At 72.1% G+C, this 23,544-nt stretch carries 9 protein-coding genes; 6 read left to right on the top strand and 3 right to left on the bottom strand.

Annotation, left to right across the window (positions count from 1 at the left end):
* Positions 1-135: 135 nt before the first annotated feature.
* Together CLV71_RS04895 and CLV71_RS04900 are read left to right on the top strand one after the other, a co-directional pair.
* A complete protein-coding gene (locus tag CLV71_RS04895; protein ID WP_208297390.1) occupies positions 136-1,314 on the top strand; it encodes a lycopene cyclase family protein in 1,179 nt (392 codons plus the stop codon).
* A 22-nt stretch (positions 1,315-1,336) separates the two neighbouring features.
* Positions 1,337-2,242 carry a MerR family transcriptional regulator gene (locus CLV71_RS04900; protein ID WP_166663934.1) on the top strand — a complete coding sequence of 302 codons (906 nt, stop codon included), beginning with the start codon at positions 1,337-1,339 and terminating at the stop codon, positions 2,240-2,242.
* Between the two features lie 174 nt (positions 2,243-2,416).
* Here the strand turns inward: CLV71_RS04900 and CLV71_RS04910 are convergent, their stop codons facing one another.
* From CLV71_RS04910 to CLV71_RS04920, 3 genes are all read right to left on the bottom strand, one after another.
* Entirely contained in the window at positions 2,417-2,608 is a 192-nt protein-coding gene (locus CLV71_RS04910; RefSeq protein ID WP_133901396.1) for a hypothetical protein, read from the bottom strand.
* Positions 2,605-3,444 (bottom strand): shikimate dehydrogenase, encoded by an 840-nt coding sequence (locus tag CLV71_RS04915; RefSeq protein WP_133901397.1) that lies wholly within the window; start codon positions 3,442-3,444, stop codon positions 2,605-2,607. Before CLV71_RS04915 ends, CLV71_RS04910 begins: the two co-directional genes overlap by 4 nt.
* Before the next feature lie 539 nt (positions 3,445-3,983).
* A complete protein-coding gene (locus tag CLV71_RS04920; RefSeq protein WP_133901398.1) occupies positions 3,984-4,757 on the bottom strand; it encodes an RNA ligase family protein in 774 nt (257 codons plus the stop codon).
* A gap of 272 nt (positions 4,758-5,029) precedes the next feature.
* Between CLV71_RS04920 and CLV71_RS04925 the strand changes: the two genes are divergently transcribed.
* The 4 genes from CLV71_RS04925 (at position 5,030) to CLV71_RS04940 (ending at position 23,509) form a co-directional block, all read left to right on the top strand.
* Positions 5,030-5,617 carry a hypothetical protein gene (locus CLV71_RS04925; protein ID WP_133901399.1) on the top strand — a complete coding sequence of 196 codons (588 nt, stop codon included), beginning with the start codon at positions 5,030-5,032 and terminating at the stop codon, positions 5,615-5,617.
* A gap of 256 nt (positions 5,618-5,873) precedes the next feature.
* Positions 5,874-9,017, top strand: a complete 3,144-nt coding sequence (locus CLV71_RS04930; protein WP_243866231.1) for a GH92 family glycosyl hydrolase — start codon at positions 5,874-5,876, stop codon at positions 9,015-9,017.
* A 281-nt stretch (positions 9,018-9,298) separates the two neighbouring features.
* A complete protein-coding gene (locus CLV71_RS04935) occupies positions 9,299-10,543 on the top strand; it encodes a cytochrome P450 (RefSeq protein ID WP_166663935.1) in 1,245 nt (414 codons plus the stop codon).
* Between the two features lie 336 nt (positions 10,544-10,879).
* Positions 10,880-23,509 (top strand): type I polyketide synthase, encoded by a 12,630-nt coding sequence (locus CLV71_RS04940; protein WP_133901401.1) that lies wholly within the window; start codon positions 10,880-10,882, stop codon positions 23,507-23,509.
* The last annotated feature ends 35 nt before the right edge of the window (positions 23,510-23,544 follow it).

A 23,544-nucleotide genomic window follows, 5' to 3' on the forward strand; every position in this document is an offset into this window, starting at 1 on the left:
GCGGAGAGCCTGATACCCTTCCCCGCCCCGTCGCCTCGGTGTTACGAAGGACTCCTTCAGTGCGCTGGGCGTTAGGAAGGCGTCCTTCAGTGCGCTGGGCGCGCCCGCGAGGCGGTGGGGACGTACATTGGGCCCGTGGTGGTCCCGACGAGCACGTTCGCCGACGTAGTCGTCGTCGGATCGGGGCCCGCGGGCTGGGCGCTCGCGGACCACTGCGTCCGCAACGGACTGCTCACCGCGCTCGTGGCTCCTGCGCCGACCGAGCCGTGGACGGCGACCTACGGCCTGTGGACCACCCAGACCGGTGGTCTGCCCCCGGGCTCCGCCGTCGTGCGGGCGCGGCGGGTGCTGGCCGGAGACCACGTGCTGAACCGCGAGTACGCCGTCCTGGACAACGAGGCCGTCCGCCGCGGCTATGCCCGTCAGCCGGTGCACACCGTGGCCGCCGTCGTGACGGGGGTCGAGCACCGGAGTGACCGCGCCGTCGTCGCTCTGGAGTCGGGCGGGCGGCTGGCGTGCCGGCTGGTCGTCGACGCGTCGGGCCGGCGCAGGGCGCTGTCCGGCGGTCAGCGGCGGGGGAGCAGGCCGGAGCAGACCGCCTACGGCATGATCTTCCCCACCTCGGTCGCCGAGCCGCTGGTGGGAAGGCACGAGGCGGTGTTCATGCGTTGGGCCGGGGACACCGCCGGCCCTCCGACCTTCCTCTACGCGGTGCCACTGCCCGACGACCGCGTCCTGCTGGAGGAGACCTCGCTCGTCCGCAGACCCGGTCTCGCGCTCGTCGAGCTGAAGCGGCGCTTGCTGCGCCGCCTCGAGCACGCGGGCATCCCGTCCGACGCGGCCACGAGCACCGAACACGTGCGGTTCGCGATGGACGCGCCCCGGCCGGGACCTCGGGGCGCCGACCTCTCGTTCGGCGTCGCCGCGGGCATGATGCACCCGGCGACCGGGTACAGCGTCGGCGAGGCACTGACCTCGGCTCCGCCGCTGGCCAGGGCCATCGCGGAGGCCCTGCCGCGCGGCCGGGACGAGGCGAGGCGGGCGGCGCGTGCCCAGCTGTGGTCCTACCGCGCACGGGCGGTGCGGCGACTGCGCGTGTGGGGGCAGCGAACGCTGCTGACGCTCGCGCCGGAGCAGGTGCCGGAGTTCTTCGACGCGTTCTTCTCGATCCCGGAGCACCTGCAGGACGCCTACCTGTGCGGACGGGACGACCTCGCGGGCACGGTGGCCGCGATGGCGGCCGTGCACCGCGCCGCGTCCGCGCGCCTGCGTGCCGCCATGGTCACGGGTGCGCTTCCCCAGCTGACGGGGTAGCACCCGGTGCGATGATGTGCCGGTGCTCGAACCAGGTGACGGCGCCACGGCGAGGACCCGCGTGTACACGGCGGGCCAGGTGGCCCGCGCCCTCGGCGTCGCGGAGACCACGCTGCGCTCCTGGCACCGCCGCTACCGGATCGGGCCGCACGCCGCCACCCCCGGCGGGTACCGCAGGTACAGCGCGGAGGACGTCACACGCCTGCAGGACATGTGCGACCTGATCAGGTCCGGCATGCTGGCCTCGGACGCCGCACGGACCGTGAGCGGGAAGCCGTCCGCCGAGTCCCTCCGCCTGTTACGGGACCGCCTGACCGCCGCCGGCCGAAGGCTGGACAGCCGGGCCTGCCTGGAGATCGTCGCGGAGGCCGTCCGGACCCTCGGCGTCCCCGCGACGTGGGACGGCCTGTGCTGCCCGGTCCTGCGTGAGGTCGAGTCCGAACAGGCGGCACGCGCAGACGACACGGCGTGCATCCCGAGGGAGCACGTGCTGTCGTGGGCGATCACGGCCGCACTGCACCAGGTGACCCCCACGATCCCGGTCGGCAACCTGCCGACGGTCATGCTCGCCTGCACCGACACCGAACAGCACTCACTGCCCCTCGAGGCGTTGGCGGCGGCACTGGCGGAACGCCGGGTGCCGGTGCGGATGCTGGGCGCGGCGGTGCCGACGGCGAGCCTCGTCGACGCGGTACGCGCCGCGTCGCCCCATGTGGTCGTCCTGTGGGCACAACGACGGGAGACGGCGAGCCGGCAGACGCTCGCCAGGCTGCGGCGCCTGCCCGTGCGTCCGCTGACCGCGGGTCCGGGCTGGCTGCCCAGGCGCCACGGCGGCGTCGGGCACGTCGACAGCCTGTCGGCGGCACTGGCGTCCCTGGCGGACATCATCGAGGGAGCTGAACCGGTCGGCTCGCCAGGTCGGCCCTGACCGCGGTCAGGGCCGTCAGCCCGGCCTGGATGGTGAACACGACGAGGGCTCCCGGGACCGAGGGCGATGATCTCGCCGGTGCCGGTGCCGGTGCCGGTGCCGGTGCCGGTGCCGGTGCCGGTGCCGGGGATGGCGGTGGTTCTCGGCGTGGCGTTCAGCAGGACCCGTGCCCTGTCACCACAGCCGCACCCGTCCGGAGCGGTGCTGTCCTGTGCGGCGAAGCCGGGTGCGGTCGGCCGCGCCCGCGGCGGCCGGCTCGTCCGCCAGGGTGCCGGACAGGCAGGCCGTCGCGATGGTGAGCCGGGTCGACCTCGTCACCGGCGTCGGCTCCGTCGTGTGCTCGAGTTCCGCGGTGACCGCGGTCACCTCCCGGCGATCTCGTCGAAGTGGCGCAGCATGCGGTCGGTGTCGGGTTCGCGGCCGGTGATGATCCGGAAGGTGCCCGCGGCCTGGAACACGGCCATCCGGCCGCCGTCGAGTACCCGGCAGCCGCGTGTTCGGGCGGTGGTCAGGAGTTCTGTCTCGAGTGGGCGGTAGACGACGTCAGCGACCCACAGGTCTGGTCGCAGCGCTGTCGCGGGCAGGGGGAGACCCGGGTGGCCTGCCATGCCGGTGGGGGTGGCGTGCACGAGTCCGTTCGCGTCGTCGAGCAGTCCCGGTTCGTCGAGGCGGACGGCCTTGGCCGCGGGGATGCGGTCGGCGAGTCGTCCGGCTCTGTCGTGGTCGACGTCAGCGATGTGGAGGGTGTGGACGCCGAGAGAGGACAGGGCGTGGGCGATGGCGGCGCCCGCGCCACCCGCGCCGAGGAGCACGACCGTCTCGATGGCCGCGCCGGGGAGCCCGGTGGCGAGTGCTTGTGCGAAGCCGGTCAGGTCTGTGTTGTGGCCGACCGAGCCGGTGTCGGTGAACACCACCGTGTTCACCGCGCCCACCGAGGCGGCGTCGGGGGAGAGCTGGTCGAGGTGGGGGAGCACGAGCTGTTTGACGGGATGGGTGACGTTCAGGCCGTCGTATCCGGCGAGCTGTGCGGCGGCGACGACGTCGCCGACCCGTTCCGGGCCGAGTGTCCGCAGGTCGAGGAGGCGGTAGAGGTAGCGGATGCCGAGGGTGTCCGCTTCTCGTTCGTGCAGGTGCGGGGTGAGGGAGGTGCCGATTCCCGAGCCGACCAGGCCGACGAGATAACCGGAGCGCGCCGATGCCATGAGCCTCCTCGCAGCCCGTCCGTTGAACGGACTAGATAGTTACATATACGCCGCGAAGGTGGAACGGGGAAGACCGGCCCGCCACCCGGGGGAGTGGCGGGCCGGTCGCCCAGTACACCTCGATCTCGCCGAACGCCGGGCGCCGGACGCGTCGACCTGATCGAACTGCCGACGGGGCGCCGCCGAGTCGCGCGCCGACTCCTGGCGGTCGGGACGAAGGGCGCGGAGTGGGAGGCAGGAGCGGTCGTCGACGGCTCCGACCTGTGTCTCGTGCTCCGCCTCGACGACGTCCACCGGGCAGGCGTCGAGGTCCGGGAGTCCGCACTCGTCGCACGAGCCGTCTCATCGGCGGGCTGGACCACGTCCTCGCGGAGGTGTCCCGGCCGACAACGCGGTCGCGATGTGCGTCCGGCCGTCGAGCAGCGCGGGAGCGGGCGTCCTTCCGTTCCGGGAGTTCGCTGCCGCCCGCGATCCCCTCGGACGGTTCGCCGACGGTCGTGCTGCTGTGGCGCCTGCGAACAGTGGTAGTCGGCCGTGGTTCACCGCCTGCGGCGGAGTGTCCTTTCGTAGTCCTGGAACCGAGCCTTGGCGATGGTGCCGCGGTCCGCCGTGCGCAGCACGATGCCCTCCGCGGCGCCTGCCGCGCCGTCGTCGAGGGCGCTACGGGTGCGTGGCAGGTGTTCTGCCAGGAAGGACCGGGTCTTGTCCAGTTCGACGGGCAGTTCCGCGGCGTCGACGGTGAACAGGCGCGGGGTGAGGGTGAGCGCGTCCGCCTCGGCGCGTGCGGTCAGGTCCTTTTCGGACAGATACCGTTGGCCGCCGGACTCGCGCCAGGCCGAGAGCCGGTCCGGTGGCAGCGCCATGAGTTCGGCGTAGTCGTCGATCACGGCCACGTCGAACAGTCGGAAGCCGACGGACCGCTCGCCGGTGTACTGCTTGCCGGCCGCGGTCACCTTGCCGCCGTACACCTCCAGGTAGTGCACGCGGATCACGTCGTCGGTGACCGGCGCGAGTGCGTCGGCGAACGCCCGCAGCGCGGCCACGATGCCCTGTGCGGGGTTGCCGATCAGGTCGCCTCTGGCATAGAGCAGTTCCTCCCGGCTGCCGAGCAGGTACTCACCGTCCGGCAGGGAGATGACCCGCGAGTTCGTGCCGTCGACCTTCTCGGTGCCGATGACCGCACCGGTGAACGGGACCGTGTCGTCGAGCAGGCCGCCCTTCGCCGGGTCGAGCGTGTGGTAGGTGGGGATGGACGGATACTTGGTCAGGGAGTTGAGCCTGGCCAGATCCGCCCCGCGCACCGTGAACGTCATCGTGTCCTCCCCATGACTTGGTGCGGGGATCATCCCACCGGTCACGAGGAGGACGCGCGCGAATTAACCTCGGGCCCCCGCTTTGTTTGCGTGTTTCCACCGATGCCGACGACCCGGCCTGCGTAGGTACGCTCGACATTCGTTGCATCGCCTGGTGAGCGCCTTCGACGACCCGGACGTACTCCAGAGGTCTGGACCAATCCGGCCCGGACCGGCCGACGTCGTCTCGAAGGGGTAGTCCAGCACGGTTGGCACGCAAATCGGAGGAACACGTGCGCACAGTTCTGTCCAGAACAGGGTTACTGGTCGGTGCCGTCACGCTCGCGCTGGCCACGACGGCCGGCCCGACGGTCGCGGCACCCGACCACACCGCGGACGTCGCCACCGGCGCCCGCACGATCACCATCACGACTGAGGGCATCCCGGCGGCCGTGCTGCGCGCGGCGGCCGAACAGGCGCCCAGGCAGACCCCACTCGCCGGTCACGCCACGACGAGGGGAGTCGACGTGGTGATCACGTGCCCGATCTCGTCGGACTACCCGCACAAGTCCACCACCACGCCGGGTGCCGTGGACGGCAAGGCCAAGACCTCGTGTGACGCCCCTGTGCCCGACCTACGCGCACAGGGCGAGCTGTACCGCTACCTGGACGGGTACGGCTTCACCCTCGTCGGCATCGGATCGCTCGACTACCAGTTCAACAGCACCGGCCCGGTGTCATCCGCGGCGTTCGACCTCTGCTGGAGCACGCCGCAGTACTACTACACGAGGGGCATCCACAGCGTGGTGTTCCCGCCCAACTTCACACCCCAGTCTGCTTCCGGGACGACGCAGAGCCCGGTGATCCAGGTGACCTGCTGACCGGCACCCCCACGCGGACCAGGGCGAGGCCCTGGTCCGCCAGGGGGGATGGCTCGACTGTCGTCACCCCGGTGTCGATCTTCTCCGCGAGCCCCGGCGGTGGCGACCCCCGCGAGCCTCGAACGGCGACTCCCGCCGAGTTCAGCGCCGACCGTGCCCGTCCGAGTTACCGGTGGCTTCCTCCCTCGTGGACCGCCACGTGTGAGTGTGCCGTCCATAAGCGCTCCCAGGGGGAGCCTTTCCGGAAGGACGGGCCATGATGTTTTCCCGATGGCGACGACGCCTCGTGGCGGCGCTGTGCCTGGGGGTCGCGCTGACCTTCATGCCTGCGACCCCCGTTGGTGCACAGGAACAGGCGGGCACCCCGCGTGCCGAGGACCTCGCGCGGTTGGTCAACCCCTACATCGGCACCAAGAAGGGCTGCTGCACCGGGCTCACCTACCCCGGCGCGGTCGCCCCGTTCGGCATGGTGCAGTGGAGCCCCGACACCGTGCTGTCCCAGGTCGGTGGCTACAACTACAACGACAACCGCATCAAGGGGTTCAGCCTCACGCACCTGTCCGGCGCGGGCTGCACGATCTACCAGGACGTGCCGTTCATCCCGTTCGCCGGTGACGTCACCACCTCGCCGGGCACCGACAGCGGCCGCTATGTCTCCACCTTCAACCGCGCCAACGAGTCCGCGAGCCCCGGCAACTACGCCGTCGGGTTCGACTCTGGGCTGTCGGTCAAGCTCACCGCCACCCAGCGCACCGGCGCCGCCGAGCTCAGCTTCCCCGCCGGGGCCACCGCGTCGCTGCTCGTGAACTCCTCCGGCTCGGTCAACGGCGTCACCGACGCGTCCATCACCATCGGCGCCGACTCCATCAGCGGCTACGCGGCCAGCGGCAACTTCTGCGGCTTCCCGCACGGCTACAAGGTGTACTTCCACGCCATCTTCGACAAGCCGTTCACCTCCCACGGCACGTGGAAGGACGGCACCGTCTCCAGTGGACAGTCCACCGCCACCGGCGGCAAGTCCGGCGGTTACGTGACCTTCGCGGCAGGCCAGACCGTCAACGTCCGCGTCGGTGTCTCCTACGTCTCCGTCGACGGCGCCAGGAAGAACCTCGCCGGGGAGAGCGGCACCCGCACCTTCGCCGACCTGTCCACCGCCGCCCGCGCGGCGTGGAACGAGCGGCTCAACCGCATCGCCACCAAGGGCGGCACCGACACCGAGCGCGTCACCTTCTACACCGCGCTCTACCACGCGCTGCTGCACCCCAACGTGTTCTCCGACGTCGACGGCAGCTACCTCGGGTTCGACAACAAGGTCCACGCCGCCGCCTCCGGCCACGTCCAGTACACCAACATCTCCGGCTGGGACGTCTACCGCTCCGAGATCGCGCTGCTCGCGCTCCTCGCGCCCAAGGAGACCTCCGACATCATCCGGTCCATGGTGAACTTCGCCAAGGAAGCCGGGTTCTGGGACCGCTGGACCATCGCCAACGGCACCACCAACGTCATGGTCGGCGACCCCTACCACGCCATGGTCGACAGCGGCTTCGCGTTCGGCGCCAAGGACTTCGACGCCGGTGAGGCGCTGGCGCTGATGGTCCGCGGCGCCACCCAGCCCTCGCAGGAACGCCCGGGGCTGCCCGAGTTCCAGCAGTACGGCTACGTCTCCACCGGCGCCACCGGCGTGTGGGGTGCGGCGGCCACCACGCTCGAGTACGAGAGCGCGGACTTCGCCATCGCCGACCTCGCCAAACGCCTCGGCGACACCGCCACCTACACCACGTTCAGCAAGCGGTCGCAGGCCTGGCAGAACCTGTACAACCCGGCCACCGGGTACCTGCAGATGCGCAACGCCGACGGCACCTTCCGCCAGCCGTTCTCGCCGACCAGCCTCGAGGGGTTCGTCGAGGGCAACTCCACCCAGTACAGCTGGATGGTGCCGCACAACCAACGCGGCCTCATCGACGCCATGGGTGGCAACACCGCCACCGTGGCCCGGCTCGACGACTTCTTCCAGAAGCTCAATGCTGGTGCCGACGCGCCCTACGCCTGGATGGGCAACGAGCCCATCATGCACGTGCCGTGGCTCTACAACTACGCCGGCGCGCCCGGCAAGACGCAGTCGACCACCCGCCGGATCATGAACGAGCTGTTCACCTCCGCGCCGGACGGGCTCGCGGGCAACGACGACCTCGGCCAGATGTCGTCCTGGTACGTGTGGGCGGCGCTCGGCATGTACCCGACGGTGCCCGGCCGCGCCGAGCTCGCCGTCAACGGCTCGCTGTTCACCGAGGCCGTGATCACCCGCCCGACCGGCGCGAGGATCACCATCAAGGCCAGCGGGGCGGCCACCAACGCGCCCTACATCCGGAGCATGAAGGTCAACGGCGTCGCACAGACCCGCAACTGGCTGCCCGAGAGCTTCGCGGAGAAGGGCGGCACGGTCGAGTACACGATGTCGTCGAGCGCGTCGTCGTGGGGAAGCGGCACCGCCGACGCCCCACCGTCCTTCCGCGACGGCGAGGCCACCCAGCGCGGCTTCGTCCAACCCGACCGCAGCACCATCCCCGCCAACAGCGGCACCTCCGTGTTCGTCGGCGTGGACAACCTGTCCGGTGCCGCCGGTTCGGTCGCCTGGAAGGCCACCCCACCCGCGGGCATCACCGTGGAACCCTCGTCCGGCACCATCAACCCGGCCACCGGATCGTCCGGCACCCAGAAGGTCACCGTCCGCGTCGCCGCGGGCACGGCCACCGGGTCCTACCGGGTCCCGGTCACCTACACCACCGCGGGCGGCGCCACACTGCCGCCCAACGGCATCCAGGTGCTCGTCGACACCCCGGGCGGCCTGCGGGAGGCCTACTCCAGCGTCGCCCAGTGCCCCGACGACCGGCAGTCCGTCGCCTCCTACGACCCCCACTGGAACTACTCGGCGAACGCGCTCGCGGCCGTCGGCGTGACGCCGGGGGCGACCCTCACCGTGGACGGCATCAGCCACAGGTGGCCGAGCGTCGGCGTCGGTGAGCCGGACAACGTGGTCGCCAAGGGACAGACGATCGTCCTGCCCAACACCGCGGGCGCCACCCGGCTGTCCATCCTGGGCAGCGCGACCGCGGGCGCGTCCAACGGCACGATGACCATCACCTACACCGACGGCACCACCCAGCAGGCCGACGTCGGCCTGTCGGACTGGGGCCTCGACGGCGGTCTCAAGTTCGGCAACAAGGTCGTGGCGAGCCCCGCCTACCGCAACTCGCTGTACGGGGTCAGCGCGCCACTGCCGTCGAACATCCTGGCCACCGCGCCGATCACCCTCGCGAGCGGCAAGACGGTCCGCAGCGTGACCCTGCCTGCCTCGGTCACCGGCGGGGTGATGCACATCTTCACCATCACCACCGCCTGACCGCCGCGTCACGGGCGGCTGCGCTCGGCTCGTCGCTGAGCGCACCCGCCTGTGCCCGTGCGGTGCGCGGCACCGGATTCGACCGCACGCCGAATTACCTGAGCATTACCTTGCTTTCTGGGCAAGTCCTTTGGTGCGTGCTAGAAAATAGTCGTCGGCCAGCGCCTCGCGTTTTCGCACCCCGATGGCCGGTCGCCCACCTCGACTGGATGCGGGCATGCCGCAGTGTGAATTGTGAGGGCACAACGATGACAGGTAAATGCCCGGTTCATTCGAACCCGATGCCGATGGACGAGCAGTACTGGCCCAATCCGCACCGGGCGCACGCGGCGTTGCACGAACAAGGCCCGGTCAGCCGGGTGTGCTTACCCGACCAGGTCCCGGTGTGGTTCGTGACCGGCTACGAGCAGGTGCGGGTGGGACTCTGGGACCAGCGGCTGGCCCGTCAGCGCAAGTACGCGGGCCCCGACTTCACGACCACGTGCTACCCCGAGGGGCAGCTCGAGTCCAAGCTGATCATGGAGGACCCGCCCGAGCACACGGCGACCCGTGACCTGCTCAACTTCGCCTTCACGCCGAGACGCATCGAGGCCGTCACCCCGAAGATCCGGGAGATCGTCGCACGGCTGCTCGACGACGTCGAGCGCGAGGCCGCGGCGAACGGCGGCGACGTCGACCTCATGCGCTCGTTCTACGCGCCGCTGCCGATCTCGGTGATCAGCGGCATCCTCGGCCTGCCGGACGAGTACTTCGACCGCATCATGGCCGTCACGACCGCGGAGTTCGCGATGGCGGACGTGCAGACGGGGGCGGACGACGACTTCGAGCCGCTCGGCAACGCCGCGGAGACCGCGCAGGCCGAGCTCTTCCAGATCATCGCCGCGCTGGTCGAACAGCGGCGGGCGGCGCCTGGCGACGACCTGATCTCGCACTGGGCCACCGCGACCGACGAGAACGGCGAGCTGCTGTCGATCTACGACGTCGTGGCCCTGGTGATCATCATGTACCTCGGCGGCTACGACACCACGGCGGGGATGCTGCTCTCCTCGACCGTGGACCTGCTCGAACACCCCGAGGAGCTCGCGAAGCTGCGGGACAACCCCGAGCTGTACCCGGTCGCGATCGACGAGCTGCTGCGCCGCAACAGCTCGGTGACGCGGGGCTTCCGGCGGTTCGCCACGGAGGACATGGAGCTCGGCGGCGCGCGGATCGCCGCGGGCGACACGGTGCTGCTGTCGATCAACGGGGCCAACCGCGACCCGGAGGTCTTCGAGAACCCGCACGCCCTGGACTTCTCCCGGCCCAACAACCAGCGCCACATCGCCTTCGGCCGGGGGCCGCACCACTGCCCGGGCAGCTCGCTGGCCACGGCGGAGGTCACGATCGCCCTCGAGGCGCTGTTCGCGCGGTTCCCGAACCTCGAGCTGCGGACGACGCGCGAGGAGATCCCGTGGCGCCAGTCCACGTTCTGCCGTGCCGCGTACAGCCTGCCGGTCAACATCGGCACCCCTGCCGGCGACGCCTGACCTCCCGTGACCGGTGCCGGCGGCCCCGGGGAACGTGCCGTTGTCCGACCCGTTCCCGGGGAGGACGTGACGGATTCATCTGAACACCTCTCTCGTGGAAACGAGCCGTTCGGGGCGTGGCGTCCTGAACGGCTCTTTTCCGTGCGGTGCCCATGCGGTGCCCGCGCAGTTACCTGGGGGTTCGCCCTGGGTTGGCGAGGGTGGGGAATGTCCGAACTAGCATGATCGGTGTCCAGGCTGTGGGGGCACGCAAAATGCGTCGGGGGCCTGATACGGCATGTATCGCCCGATTACCGTGCCGGTTATTCGGCTGAAGTCGCTAGAGCGGAGAGCAAAATGGCCACTTCCTCCGAGGAGATGGTTGCCGCCTTACGGGAAACGCTCAAAGAGAATGAGCGGCTGTGGCAGCTGAACCAGGAACTGGCGGCGCGGTCGACCGAGCCGATCGCGATCGTCGGCATGGGCTGTCGGTTGCCCGGCGGAGTGGAGTCCCCCGAGGACCTGTGGCGCCTCGTCGCGGACGGGGTCGACGCGGTCTCCGAGTTCCCCGCGGACCGGGGCTGGGACGTCGAGAACCTGTTCGACCCGGACCCCGAGCGGTTCGGCAAGTCCTACGTCCGCCACGGCGGCTTCCTCGACGACGCGGCCGGGTTCGACGCCGAGTTCTTCGGGATCTCGCCACGCGAGGCGCTGGCGATGGATCCCCAGCAGCGGTTGATGCTGGAGACGACCTGGGAGGCGCTGGAGCAGGCCGGGATCGACCCGACCTCGTTGCGCGGCAGCCGGACCGGGGTGTTCGCGGGCGTCATGTACCACGACTACGCGGAGGGTATGCCGGTCGCGCCGGAGGAGCTGGAAGGCCTGCTGGGCACCGGCAAGGCCGGCAGTGTGGTGTCCGGCCGGGTGTCCTATGTGCTCGGTGTCGAGGGCCCGTCGCTCATGGTCGACACCGCCTGCTCCTCGTCGCTCGTGACCCTGCACCTCGCCGTGCAGGCGTTGCGCACCGGGGAGTGCACGCTCGCGCTGGCCGGCGGTGTCACGGTGATGGTCAGCCCGGAGGTGTTCGTCGAGTTCTCCCGGCAGCGCGGCCTCGCACCGGACGGTCGCTGCAAGTCCTTCTCGGACGCGGCCGACGGCGCCGGCTGGTCCGAGGGCGCCGGTGTGCTCGTGCTGGAGCGACTGGCGGACGCCAGGCGCAACGGGCACCGGGTGCTCGCGGTGATCCGGGGTACCGCGGTGAACCAGGACGGCGCGTCGAACGGTCTGACCGCGCCGAACGGCCCCTCGCAGCAGCGGGTGATCCGTGCGGCGTTGGCGAACGCCGGTCTGTCCACACAGGACGTCGACGTGGTGGAGGCGCACGGCACGGGTACCCCGCTGGGTGACCCGATCGAGGCACAGGCGATTCTCGCGACCTACGGTCAGGACCGGCCGGCTGGTCGGCCGTTGTGGCTCGGTTCGGTGAAGTCCAACATCGGGCACGCGCAGGCCGCCGCCGGGGTCGTCGGGGTGGTCAAGATGGTGCAGGCACTGCGACACGGTGTCCTGCCGAAGACACTGCACGTCGACGCGCCCTCCACCAAGGTGGACTGGGCCGCGGGCACGGTGGAGCTGCTGGCCGAGGCCAGGGACTGGCCGCGGCAGGGTGACCCGCGACGCGCGGGCATCTCCTCGTTCGGGGTGAGCGGTACCAACGCCCACCTGATCCTGGAGGAGGCGCCCGCCGAGACGGCCACGGCGAGCGACGCGGCACCCGTCGCGCCGCCGGTCGTGCCGTGGGTGCTTTCCGCGCGGTCCGAGGCGGCCCTGCGCGGGCAGGCCGCGCGGTTGACGGAGTTCGCGACCGCTAATCCGGACGTGCCGCTCACCGACATCGGGTCGTCGCTGGTGACGACGCGGGCCCGACTGTCCGACCGGGCCGTCGTGACCGGCGCGGACCTCGACGAGCTGCTGGCCGGCCTCGCGGCCCTCGCCGCGGGCGAGACGGCACCCGGTGTGCTGCGGGGCAACGCCATCGGCGGCACCCGGAACCGCGTTGCGCTGGTGTTCCCGGGCCAGGGCGCGCAGTGGGTCGGGATGGCGGCGACGTTGTTGGCGTCGTCTCCGGTGTTCGCCTCGGCGATGTCCGGGTGTGTCGCGGCGCTGGAGCCGCATGTGGAGTGGGCGGTGTGGCCGGTTCTGCGTGGTGAGGCGGACGCGGAGTCGTTGGAGCGGGTCGATGTCGTGCAGCCCGTGTTGTGGGCGGTGATGGTGTCGCTCGCCGCTCTGTGGCGGTCCTTCGGTGTCGAGCCCGTCGCGGTGGTCGGGCACTCGCAGGGTGAGATCGCCGCGGCGGTCGTGGCCGGCGGGTTGACCGTCGAGGACGGGGCTCGGGTCGTCGCCCTGCGGAGTCAGGCGATCACGGCGCTCGCGGGGCTCGGCGGCATGGTCTCGGTCCCGCTCCCGCCCGCCGAGGTCGAAGAGCTGATCGGACAGTGGCAGGACACCGTGGGCATCGCCACCGTCAACGGACCGTCGTCCGTGGTGGTGTCCGGTGCGGTCGACGCGCTGGACGAGCTGCTCGCCGAGTGCGAGCGGCGGGGCGTCCGCGCGAAGCGGATCCCGGTGGACTACGCGTCGCACTCCCACTACGTCGAGCGCATCCGCGACGACATCCGCGAGAGCCTGGCGGGCATCACCCCGGTCTCGGCCAGTGTGGCCTTCTACTCCACGGTGACCGGTGAGCCGATCGACACCGCGGGCCTGGACGCCGACTACTGGTACGCCAACCTGCGTGGCACGGTCCGCTTCGCCGAGACCGTGGAAACCCTGCTGGCCGACGGGATCCAGCACTTCGTCGAGGTGAGCCCGCACCCGGTGCTGGTCACCGCGATCGGCGACACCATCGAACGCGCGGAGGTCGAGGCCTCGGTCGTCGGCACGCTCCGGCGCGACGAGGGCGGCCTCGCGCGGGTGGTCGCCTCGCTCGGCCAGGCGCACGCGAACGGCGTGTCGGTCGACTGGTCCACGTTCTTCCCCGGCGCCCGCCGGGTCGACCTGCCGACCTACGCCTTCCAGCACGAGCGGTACTGGCTCACCGGCGGTGCCGCGGTCGTGGACGCGAGCGGGCTCGGCCAGTCCACGATCGACCACCCACTGCTCGCCGCGGCGGTCGAGCTGCCGGACAGCGGCGGCGTGCTGTTCACCGGCCGGCTGTCCACGGCCACACAGCCCTGGCTCACCGACCACGCCGTGAACGGCACCGTGCTGGTGGCGGGTGCGGCGCTGGTGGAGCTGTCGCTGCGTGCGGCCGACCAGGTCGGTTGCGACCAGCTGGAGGAGCTGACCCTCGCCACCCCGCTCCTGCTGCCCGAACAGGGCGGTGTGCGGGTGCAGGTGATGGTGGGTGCCGCGGAGGGCGACGGCCGCCGGTCGGTGGTCGTGTACTCGCGCGACGAGTCCGCCCCCGAGGACGCGCCGTGGACCCAGCACGCCACCGGTGTCCTCGGCCTCCGCCGTGTCCCCGCCGCCGCCGAACTCACCGAGTGGCCGCCCGCCGGTGCCGAACCCGTCGACCTCGACGGGCTCTACGACGAGCTGGCCGCCGCGGGCTTCGGGTACGGCCCCGCCTTCCAGGGGCTGCGGCGGGTGTGGCTGCGTGGCGAGGAGATCCTCGTCGAGGCCGCGCTGCCCGCACAGCTCGCCGGGGACGCGGACGAGTACGGCCTGCACCCCGCGCTGCTCGACGCCACGCTGCACGGCATGCTCGCCGCCCGGCGGGAGCGCCTCGAGGTGCGGTTGCCGTTCAGCTGGGTGGGCATCTCGCTGCACGCGAGTGGCGCCACCACGGTCCGGGCCCGGCTCGTGCCGACCGGGGCCGACTCGGTGGCCGTGCACCTCGCCGACGCCTCCGGTGCGCCCGTCGCCACGATCTCCGCGCTGGCCAGCCGTCCACTCGCTGCCGACGCGCTCTCCTCGGGCGCCCAGGCCGGCCCGCAGCCACTGTTCAGTCTCGGCTGGACGCCGGTGTCGGTGGAGGACACCGGCGTCGGCGCCGCCGTGGTGCTCGGCACCGAGACCCACGGCCTCGCCGAGCGGGCACACCCCAGGCTCGCCGACATCGAGCCGGTGCCCTCCGCCGTGCTGTTCCCGGTACCCGTCGACGGAACGGTCCGCGACGTCACCGGCCAGGTGCTGGCCCGGCTGCAGGAGTGGCTCGCGGACGAGCGGTTCGCGGCCTCGCGGCTCGTGCTGGTCACCAGGGACGCCGTCGCCGTCGAGGCACGGCACAACGTCGACCTCGCGCAGGCCGCGGTCTGGGGGCTCGTGCGCAGCGCGCAGTCCGAGCACCCCGACCGGTTCGCGCTGCTCGACCTCGACGCGCACCCGGACTCGCGTGCGGCCGTCCCGTCCGTGCTCGGGACCGGCGAGCCGCAGCTCGCGGTGCGTGCCGGCCGGCCGCTCGCTCCCCGGCTCGCCCGCGTCGGCACCGACGGCGTGCTGGTGCCGCCGGCCGGTGCGCAGGCGTGGCGCCTGGAGAGCGAGGGCAAGGGCGAGCTGGAGAAGCTGGCGATCGTCGCCTGCCCGGACGTCCTGCGGCCCCTTGCCGATGGCGAGGTCCGGCTCCGGGTCGGCGCCGCAGGCCTGAACTTCCGGGACGTGCTGATCGCGCTCGACATGTACCCCGACGTCGTGAAGCCCGGTGGCGAGGCCGCCGGTGTCGTGACCGAGGTCGGTCCCGGCGTGACCGGCCTGGCGCCGGGCGACCGGGTGTTCGGGTTCGTGCACGAGCCGTTCGGGCCGGTCACGACCGCGTCGGGGAGCGTCCTGCGGCGGATGCCCGAGCGCTGGTCCTTCGAGCAGGCGGCCGCCGTGCCGGTGACCTACCTGACCGCCTACCACGGCCTGAAGGAACTGGCCCGGGTCGGCGAGGGCGACAAGGTGCTGGTGCACGCCGCCACCGGCGGTGTCGGCATGGCCGCCGTGGCGCTCGCCAGGCACCTGGGTGCCGAGGTGTTCGCCACCGCGAGCACGGGCAAGTGGGACACGTTGCGCGCCATGGGTTTCGACGAGACCCACATCGCCTCGTCCCGCACGCTGGAGTTCGAGGAGCGGTTCCTCGCCGCGACCGGTGGCAGCGGTGTCGACGTGGTGCTCGACTGCCTCGCCGGTGACTTCGTGGACGCGTCGCTGCGGCTGCTGCCACGCGGTGGCCGGTTCGTCGAGATCGGCAAGACCGACCTGCGTGACCCCGCCGCCGTCGCCGAAGCGCACCCCGGCGTGGCGTACCACTCCTTCGACCTCATCGTGGCGGCAGGCGACCGGCTGGGCGCCATGCTCGACGACCTCCTGGCGTTGTTCGACGACGGCTCGCTCGGACTGCCGCCGGTCACCACGTGGGAGATCACCCGCGCGGTCGAGGCGTTCCGGTTCGTGAGCAAGGCCAAGCAGATCGGCAAGGTCGTGCTGACCATGCCGCGCACCCTCGACCAGGCAGGCACGGTGCTCGTCACCGGCGGCACCGGTGTGCTCGGTGGGGAACTGGCGCGGCACCTCGTCACCACGCACGGCGTGCGCGACCTGGTGCTGACGAGCCGTCGCGGCCTGGCCGCCGACGGTGCCGCCGCACTGCGCGACGAGCTGGTGTCACTCGGCGCGGACGTCACGGTGGCCGCCTGCGACGCCGCCGACCGCGAAGCGCTCGCCGAGCTGATCGGCGGCCTCGCCCGCCCGCTGACCGGGGTGGTGCACGCGGCCGGTGTGCTGGACGACGCGATCCTGGCGTCCCTCACACCGGAGCACCTCGACACGGTCCTGCGGCCGAAGGTCGACGCCGCGCTGAACCTGCACGAGCTGACCAAGGGCATGGACCTGGCCGTGTTCGCGCTGTTCTCCTCGGCCGCCGGTGTCCTCGGCACCCCGGGTCAGGGCAACTACGCCGCGGCGAACGCCGCGCTGGACGCGCTCGCCCAGCACCGGCACGCACACGGCCTGCCCGCCACGGCCCTCGCGTGGGGCATGTGGGCGCAGGCGACCGGCATGACCGCGCACCTCGACCACACCGACCTCGCCAGGATGAGCCGGGGCGGCGTGCTCCCGATGTCCACGGAGGACGGTCTGGCGCTGTTCGACACGGCCGTCCGCGTCGACCACGCCTTCGTCGTGCCCGCCAAGCTGGACCTCCCGGCGCTGCGACACCTCGGCCGCACCACGCCGCTCTCGCCGGTACTGCGCGGTCTGGTCCGCGCGCGGCGCACCGCGGCCACCACCGGCCAGGCCACCGGGCTGCGGCACCAGCTCGCCGGCCTGTCACCGGCCGACCAGGACCGGACGCTGCTGGAACTGGTCAACACCAACGTCGCGACCGTGCTCGGGCACTCGAGCCCGGACGCCGTCGCACCCAACCGCGCGTTCACCGAGCTGGGTTTCGACTCCCTCACCGCGGTCGAGCTGCGCAACCACCTCAACAACGCCACCGGGTTGCGGCTGCCCGCCACGCTCGTCTTCGACTACCCGACCCCTGGCGCGCTGGCCAGGCAACTGCGGGCCGAGCTGGTCGGGGCAGGCGCGGACCGTCCCGCCACACCGGTCACCACGGCCGCCGCGCCCGCCGACGAGCCGATCGCGATCGTCGGCATGGCCTGCCGGCTGCCCGGCGGCGTGGACTCGCCGGACGAGCTGTGGGACCTGATGGCGACCGGCGGTGTCGGGCTCGTCGACTTCCCGACCGACCGGGGCTGGGACCTGGAGAACCTCTACGACCCCGACCCCGACAAGCCGGGCAGGTCCTACGTGAAGAACGGCGGGTTCCTGGCGGAGGCCGGCGACTTCGACGCGGAGTTCTTCAGGATCTCGCCGCGTGAGGCGATCGCGACCGACCCGCAGCAGCGGCTGATGCTGGAGGTGTCGTGGGAGGCACTCGAGAACGCCAGGATCGCGCCGTCGTCCCTGCGGGGCAGCCCGACCGGGGTGTTCACGGGCGTGATGCACGACCACTACGCCGACTTCGTGACCCCGGGCGCCGAAGGCGTCGAGGGCCTGCTCATCGTCGGCAAGGCGGCCAGCGTGGTGTCCGGGCGCGTCGCGTACACGCTCGGTCTCGAAGGACCGGCGCTCAGCATCGACGCGGCCTGCTCGTCGTCGTTGGTGGCGTTGCACCTCGCCGCGCAGTCGATGCGTGCGGGGGAGTGCACCCTGGCGCTGGTCGGCGGCGTGACCATCATCGCCGACCCGATGCAGTTCGTGGAGTTCTCCCGGCAGCGGGGCCTCGCCAGGGACGGCCGCTGCAAGTCGTTCTCCGCCACCGCGGACGGCACCTCGTGGTCCGAGGGCGCCGCCGTGCTGGTGGTGGAGCGCCTGTCGGACGCGAAGCGCAACGGGCGCCGGATCCTCGCGGTGGTGCGGGGTTCCGCGGTGAACCAGGACGGTGCCTCGAACGGCCTCACGGCGCCGAACGGCCCGGCACAGCAGCGGGTGATCCGTGCCGCGCTCGCCGACGCCGCGATGGCCACACAGGACGTCGACGTGGTGGAGGCGCACGGCACCGGCACCTCACTCGGTGACCCGATCGAGGCGCAGGCGATCATCGCGACCTACGGTCAGGACCGCCCCGAGGACCGGCCGCTGTGGCTCGGTTCGGTGAAGTCGAACATCGGGCACACCCAGGCCGCCGCGGGTGTCGCCGGTGTGATCAAGATGGTGCTGGCGATGCGGCACGGCGTGCTGCCGAGGACGTTGCACGTGGACGAGCCGTCGCCGAAGGTCGACTGGGCGGCCGGTTCCGTCGAGCTGCTCACCGAGGAGCGGGAGTGGCACGCGCCGGACCGCCCGCGCCGGGCCGGGGTGTCCTCGTTCGGCATCAGCGGCACCAACGCGCACGTGATCATCGAGGAGTGGCAGGCGGACGAGGCCGCACGCCCCGCGGAGCCGGCCACGCGGGCACTGACCCCGTGGGTGCTCTCCGGCAGGACCGAGCAGGCCGTGGCGGCGCAGGCCGAGCGGCTGCACGCGTTCGTCGCGGCGGACGAGGACCTGCGCCTCGCGGACGTCGGTCTCTCCCTCGCGACCACCCGGTCGCACCAGGAGCACCGGGCGGTGCTCACGGCGTCCGACCGCGACGGCCTCCTGAACGGCCTGGCGGCACTGGCCACCGGTGCACAGCCCTCGGACGTGGTGCGCGGCCGGGTCGCGACCGGCAGGCTCGCGGTGTTGTTCACCGGCCAGGGCTCGCAGCGTGCCGGGATGGGCAGGCAGCTGTACGAGCGGTTCCCGGTGTTCGCCGCCGCGTTCGACGAGGTCTGCGCCGGGCTCGACGGCCTGCTCGGCCAGTCGCTGCGCGAGCTGGTGTTCGCGCAGGACGGTTCGGCGCTCGCCGAGTCCCTGGACCAGACCGGGTACGCACAGCCCGCGCTGTTCGCCGTCGAGGTCGCGTTGTTCCGGCTGCTGGAGTCCTGGGGCGTGACCCCGGACTACGTGGCGGGCCACTCGATCGGCGAGCTGGCCGCGGCACACGTGTCCGGGGTGTGGTCGCTGGCCGACGCCTGTGCGGTCGTCGCCGCTCGCGGCAGGCTGATGCAGGCGCTGCCTTCTGGCGGCGCGATGCTCGCGGTCGCCGCGAGCGAGGACGAGGTGCTCCCGACCATCGCGGGCCAGGAGAGCCGGGTGAGCCTCGCCGCGATCAACGGCCCGACCTCGGTCGTGCTGTCCGGCGAGGAGGACGCGGTCGAGGAGCTGGCGACCACGTGGCAGGAGCGTGGCCGCAAGGTCAAGCGCCTGCGGGTGTCGCACGCGTTCCACTCGCCGCTGATGGACGGCATGCTCGCCGAGTTCGCCGCCGTGCTCGCACAGGTCACCTTCGGCGAACCGGCGATCCCCGTGGTGTCGAACCTGACCGGACGCCTGGCCACCGCCGAGGAGATCGGCACGCCGGAGTACTGGGTGCGGCACGTGCGGGAGACCGTCCGGTTCGCCGACGCGATCACCGTGCTGCGCGAGGAGAACGTCACCACGTTCCTGGAGCTCGGCCCCGACGGCGTGCTGTCGGCCATGGGCGCCGGTTGCGTGGCCGACGGCGCCGACGCGGTGTTCGTCACGGCGCTGCGCAGGGACCGCGACGAGCGTGACACGGCGGCCGCCGCGTTCGGCACCCTCCACACGCGGGGTGTGCCGGTCGACTGGCGGTCGGTCTTCGCGGGCGCCCGCACGGTGACCCTGCCGACCTACGCGTTCCAGCACACCACCTTCTGGCTCAAGCGGACGGTCGAGGCGGTCAACGCGGTCGGACTGGGCCAGCTCACCGCCGGGCACCCGCTGCTGGGTGCCGCGGTGGAGCTGCCGCAGACCGGCGGCTTCCTGTTCACCGGCAGGCTCTCGCTCCGGTCACACCCGTGGCTCGCGGACCACGCCGTCAACGGCACGGTCCTGGTGCCCGGCACCGGGATGGTCGAGCTGGCTCTGCGGGCGGGCGACCAGGTCGGCTGCGACCGGGTGGAGGAACTGACGCTGGCGGCACCGATGGTGCTGGCACCGAACGGTTCGCTGCGGATCCAGGTCGTGGTCGACGGCGCGGACGACGACGGTCGCCGGGCGCTGACCCTGTTCTCCCGCACGGAGGACGCGGCCGACGACGAGCCGTGGACGCGCCACGCCGCCGGTGTGCTCACCGTCGGCCAGCCTGCACCGATCATGGCGCTGACCGAGTGGCCCCCGGCAGGGGCGACGGCGGTCCCGGTGGACGACGTGTACGACGGTCTCGCGTCGATGGGACTGGACTACGGGCCGGTGTTCCAGGGGCTGCGCAAGGCGTGGCTGCGTGACGGCGAGGTCTTCGCGGAGGTCGCGCTGCCCGAGCAGGCCGAGGCCGACGCGGCCAGGTTCGGCGTGCACCCCGCGCTGCTGGACGCCGCACTGCACGGGCTGCTGGTGTCCGATCCGGACAACCGGCAGGCGAAGCTGCCCTTCTCGTGGTCCGGGGTGTCACTGCATGCCACCGGCGCCTCCTCGGTGCGGGTGCGGCTCGTGTCCTCGGGCACGGACTCGGTGTCGGTGCAGGTCGCGGACCGCACCGGTGCGCCGGTGGTCACGGTCGAGTCCCTCGTCACCCGCCCGGTCGCCGGTGTCGTCGCCGCGTCCGCCACTCCGACGACGAACCGCTGGCTGTACGGGCTGGACTGGGTGCCACAGCAGGCGCCGTCGTCACCGGCCGTCGAGTTCGCGGTGCTCGGCGACGACCCCGGTCTCGCGGGCGGGAACGGCCACGCGGACCTGCGGGCACTGGTGGCGGCGCTCGACGGACCGGACGCCGTGCCCGGCCTGGTCGTGCACCCCGTGCCGGTGACCGACGGGGTCGCGGCAGGCGACGTGCGCGCCACCGCACAGTCGGTGCTGGACCTGTTGCAGGCGTGGACGGGCGAGGACCGGCTCGCGACCGTGCCGCTCGCGGTGCTGACGCGGGGCGCGGTGCCGACGGACGGTGCCGAGGCGCCCAACCTCCAGCAGGCCGCGGTGTGGGGTCTGCTGCGCTCCGCGCAGTCCGAGCACCCGGACCGGTTCGTCGTGGTGGACATCGACGACCACCCCGAGAGCCTGGCCGCGCTGCCCGCCGCGTTCGCCTCCGGTGAGCCCCAGCTCGCCGTCCGAGGCGGCGAGCTGCTCGTGCCGAGGCTGGCCCGTGCCGGCTCGGACGGGGAGCTGGTGCCACCGCCGGGGGTGCCTGCGTGGCAGCTGGACCACAAGGGCAAGGGCACCCTGGACCGCATCGAGCTGGTCGCCTGCCCGCACGTGTTCGAGCCGCTGCCGGAGGGTTTCGTCCGGCTCCGGGTCCAGGCCGCGGGACTCAACTTCCGCGACCCGATGGTGGCACTCGGCATGATCGACAACCCGGACACGCACCGCGCGGAGGCCGCCGGTGTGGTCATGGAACTCGGCCCCGGGGTGACCGGTCTCGCCGTCGGCGACCGGGTGTTCGGGTACATGCCCGAGCCGTTCAGCCAGGTCACCATCGCCGACCAGCGCCTGGTCCGACGCATGCCGGACTCGTGGACGTTCGAGCAGGCCGCCTCGGTCGGGGTGATCTTCGCGACCGCCTGGCACGGCCTCGCCGACCTCGGCGGGCTGCGTGCCGGCGAGAAGGTGCTGATCCACGCGGCCGCGGGCGGTGTCGGTGTCGCGGCGGTGCAGCTGGCGCGGCACTGGGGTGCGGAGGTGTTCGGCACCGCCAGCCCCGGCAAGTGGGACGCGTTGCGGGCCGCCGGTCTGGACGACGACCACATCGCCTCGTCGCGGACGCTGGAGTTCGAGGAGAAGTTCATGGCCGTGACCGGGGGCGCGGGCGTCGACGTCGTCCTCGACTGCCTGGCGGGCGACTTCGTGGACGCCTCGCTGCGGCTCCTGCCGAGGGGCGGCCGGTTCCTCGAGATCGGCAAGATGGACGTCCGCGACGCGGCCGAGGTCGCGGCAGCCCACACCGGTGTCGACTACCAGGCCTTCGACCTGTTCGGGGTGCCGGAGCGGCTCGGCCCCATCCTCGACGAGCTGATCGCGTTGTTCGAGACGGGCGCGCTGACGCTCCCGCCGACGACGACGTGGCCGATCACCCGTGCGGCGGCGGCGTTCCGGCACCTGAGCCAGGCCAAGCAGGTCGGCAAGATCGTGCTGAGCATGCCGCGCAGCCTCGACCAGCGCGGCACGGTGCTCGTCACCGGCGGCACCGGTGAGCTGGGTGCGGCCATGGCACGGCACCTGGTGACCGACCACGGCGTCGGGCACCTGGTGCTGACCAGCCGCAGGGGCCTGGCGGCGGAGGGGGCCGCCGAGCTGCGCGACGAGCTGGTCGGGCTCGGCGCGGAGGTCACGATCGCCGCCTGCGACGCGGCGGACCGGGAGTCGCTCGCGGCGCTGCTGGCCGCGATCCCGGCGGAGCACCCGCTCACCGGTGTGGTCCACGCGGCAGGTGTGCTGGCCGACGGCATGCTGGAGTCGCTGACCCAGGAGAGCATGGACAGGGTGCTGCGGCCGAAGGTGGACGCGGCACTGAACCTGCACGAGCTGACCAAGGACATGGACCTGGCCATGTTCGTGCTGTTCTCCTCGGCGGCGGGACTGCTGAGCACGGCAGGTCAGGGCAACTACTCGGCGGCGAACTCGTTCCTTGACGCACTCGCCCAGCACCGGCGGACACTGGGCCTCGCGGCCACGTCGCTGGCGTGGGGGCTGTGGGCCGGCGGCATGGGCGGCTCGCTGGACGACGCGGACATCGCACGTATGGCCCGTGGTGGTGTCTCGGCGTTCACCTCGGCGGAGGGGCTCGCGCTGTTCGACTCCGCCCACCAGGTCGACCGGGCGCTGCTGGCCCCGATCAAGCTGGACGTCGGGGCGCTGGCCGCCCAGGCGGCGAGCGGGCCGGTGCCACCGGTGCTGCGCGGCCTGGTCCGGGTCAGGAGGGTGGCGAGCACGTCGTCCGGCGAGGCGTCGTCCGCGCTGCGCGAGCGCCTGCTCACGCTGTCCACACCGGAACAGCAGGACGTGTTGCTGGAACTGGCCGGCGTGCACGTGGCCGCGGTGCTCGGGCACCCGAACACCGACGCGATCACGCCGAGCCGTGCGTTCAGCGAGCTCGGTTTCGACTCGCTCACCTCGGTGGAGCTGCGCAACCGGTTGGGGTCGGTCACCGGGCTGCGCCTGCCGGCCACCCTGGTGTTCGACCACCCGACCCCCAGTGCCCTCGCGGAGTTCATGCGCGCGGAGCTGGTGGGGGACGGGGCCGCGAGCGTGTCGGTGACCGACGAGATCGCGAAGCTGGAAGCGGTTCTCGCGGCCGTCGAGGTCGAGCAGACCGACCACGCGGACGTGACCGTTCGCCTACGGCGCCTGCTCGCGACCTGGAACGACCTGGTGAGCGGCGTGGACACCGCCGACGACGAGGACCTGAACTCCGCCACCGCGGAGGACTTATTCGACCTGCTCGACGACGAGCTGCGGGCGTCCTGACCAGCCCCGAGCTCGTGCCGCCGAGGCCCACGAGG

The organism is Actinophytocola oryzae (assembly GCF_004364325.1).
Taxonomy (GTDB): domain Bacteria; phylum Actinomycetota; class Actinomycetes; order Mycobacteriales; family Pseudonocardiaceae; genus Actinophytocola; species Actinophytocola oryzae.

Excerpts from the sequence above, each read along its gene's own strand:
- CLV71_RS04915 (WP_133901397.1), bottom strand. The coding sequence starts at position 3,444 with ATGGCATCGGCGCGCTCCGGTTATCTCGTCGGCCTGGTCGGCTCGGGA.
- CLV71_RS04920 (WP_133901398.1), bottom strand. The coding sequence starts at position 4,757 with ATGACGTTCACGGTGCGCGGGGCGGATCTGGCCAGGCTCAACTCCCTG.
- CLV71_RS04930 (WP_243866231.1), top strand. The coding sequence starts at position 5,874 with ATGATGTTTTCCCGATGGCGACGACGCCTCGTGGCGGCGCTGTGCCTG.
- CLV71_RS04935 (WP_166663935.1), top strand. The coding sequence starts at position 9,299 with ATGCCGATGGACGAGCAGTACTGGCCCAATCCGCACCGGGCGCACGCG.
- CLV71_RS04940 (WP_133901401.1), top strand. The coding sequence starts at position 10,880 with ATGGCCACTTCCTCCGAGGAGATGGTTGCCGCCTTACGGGAAACGCTC.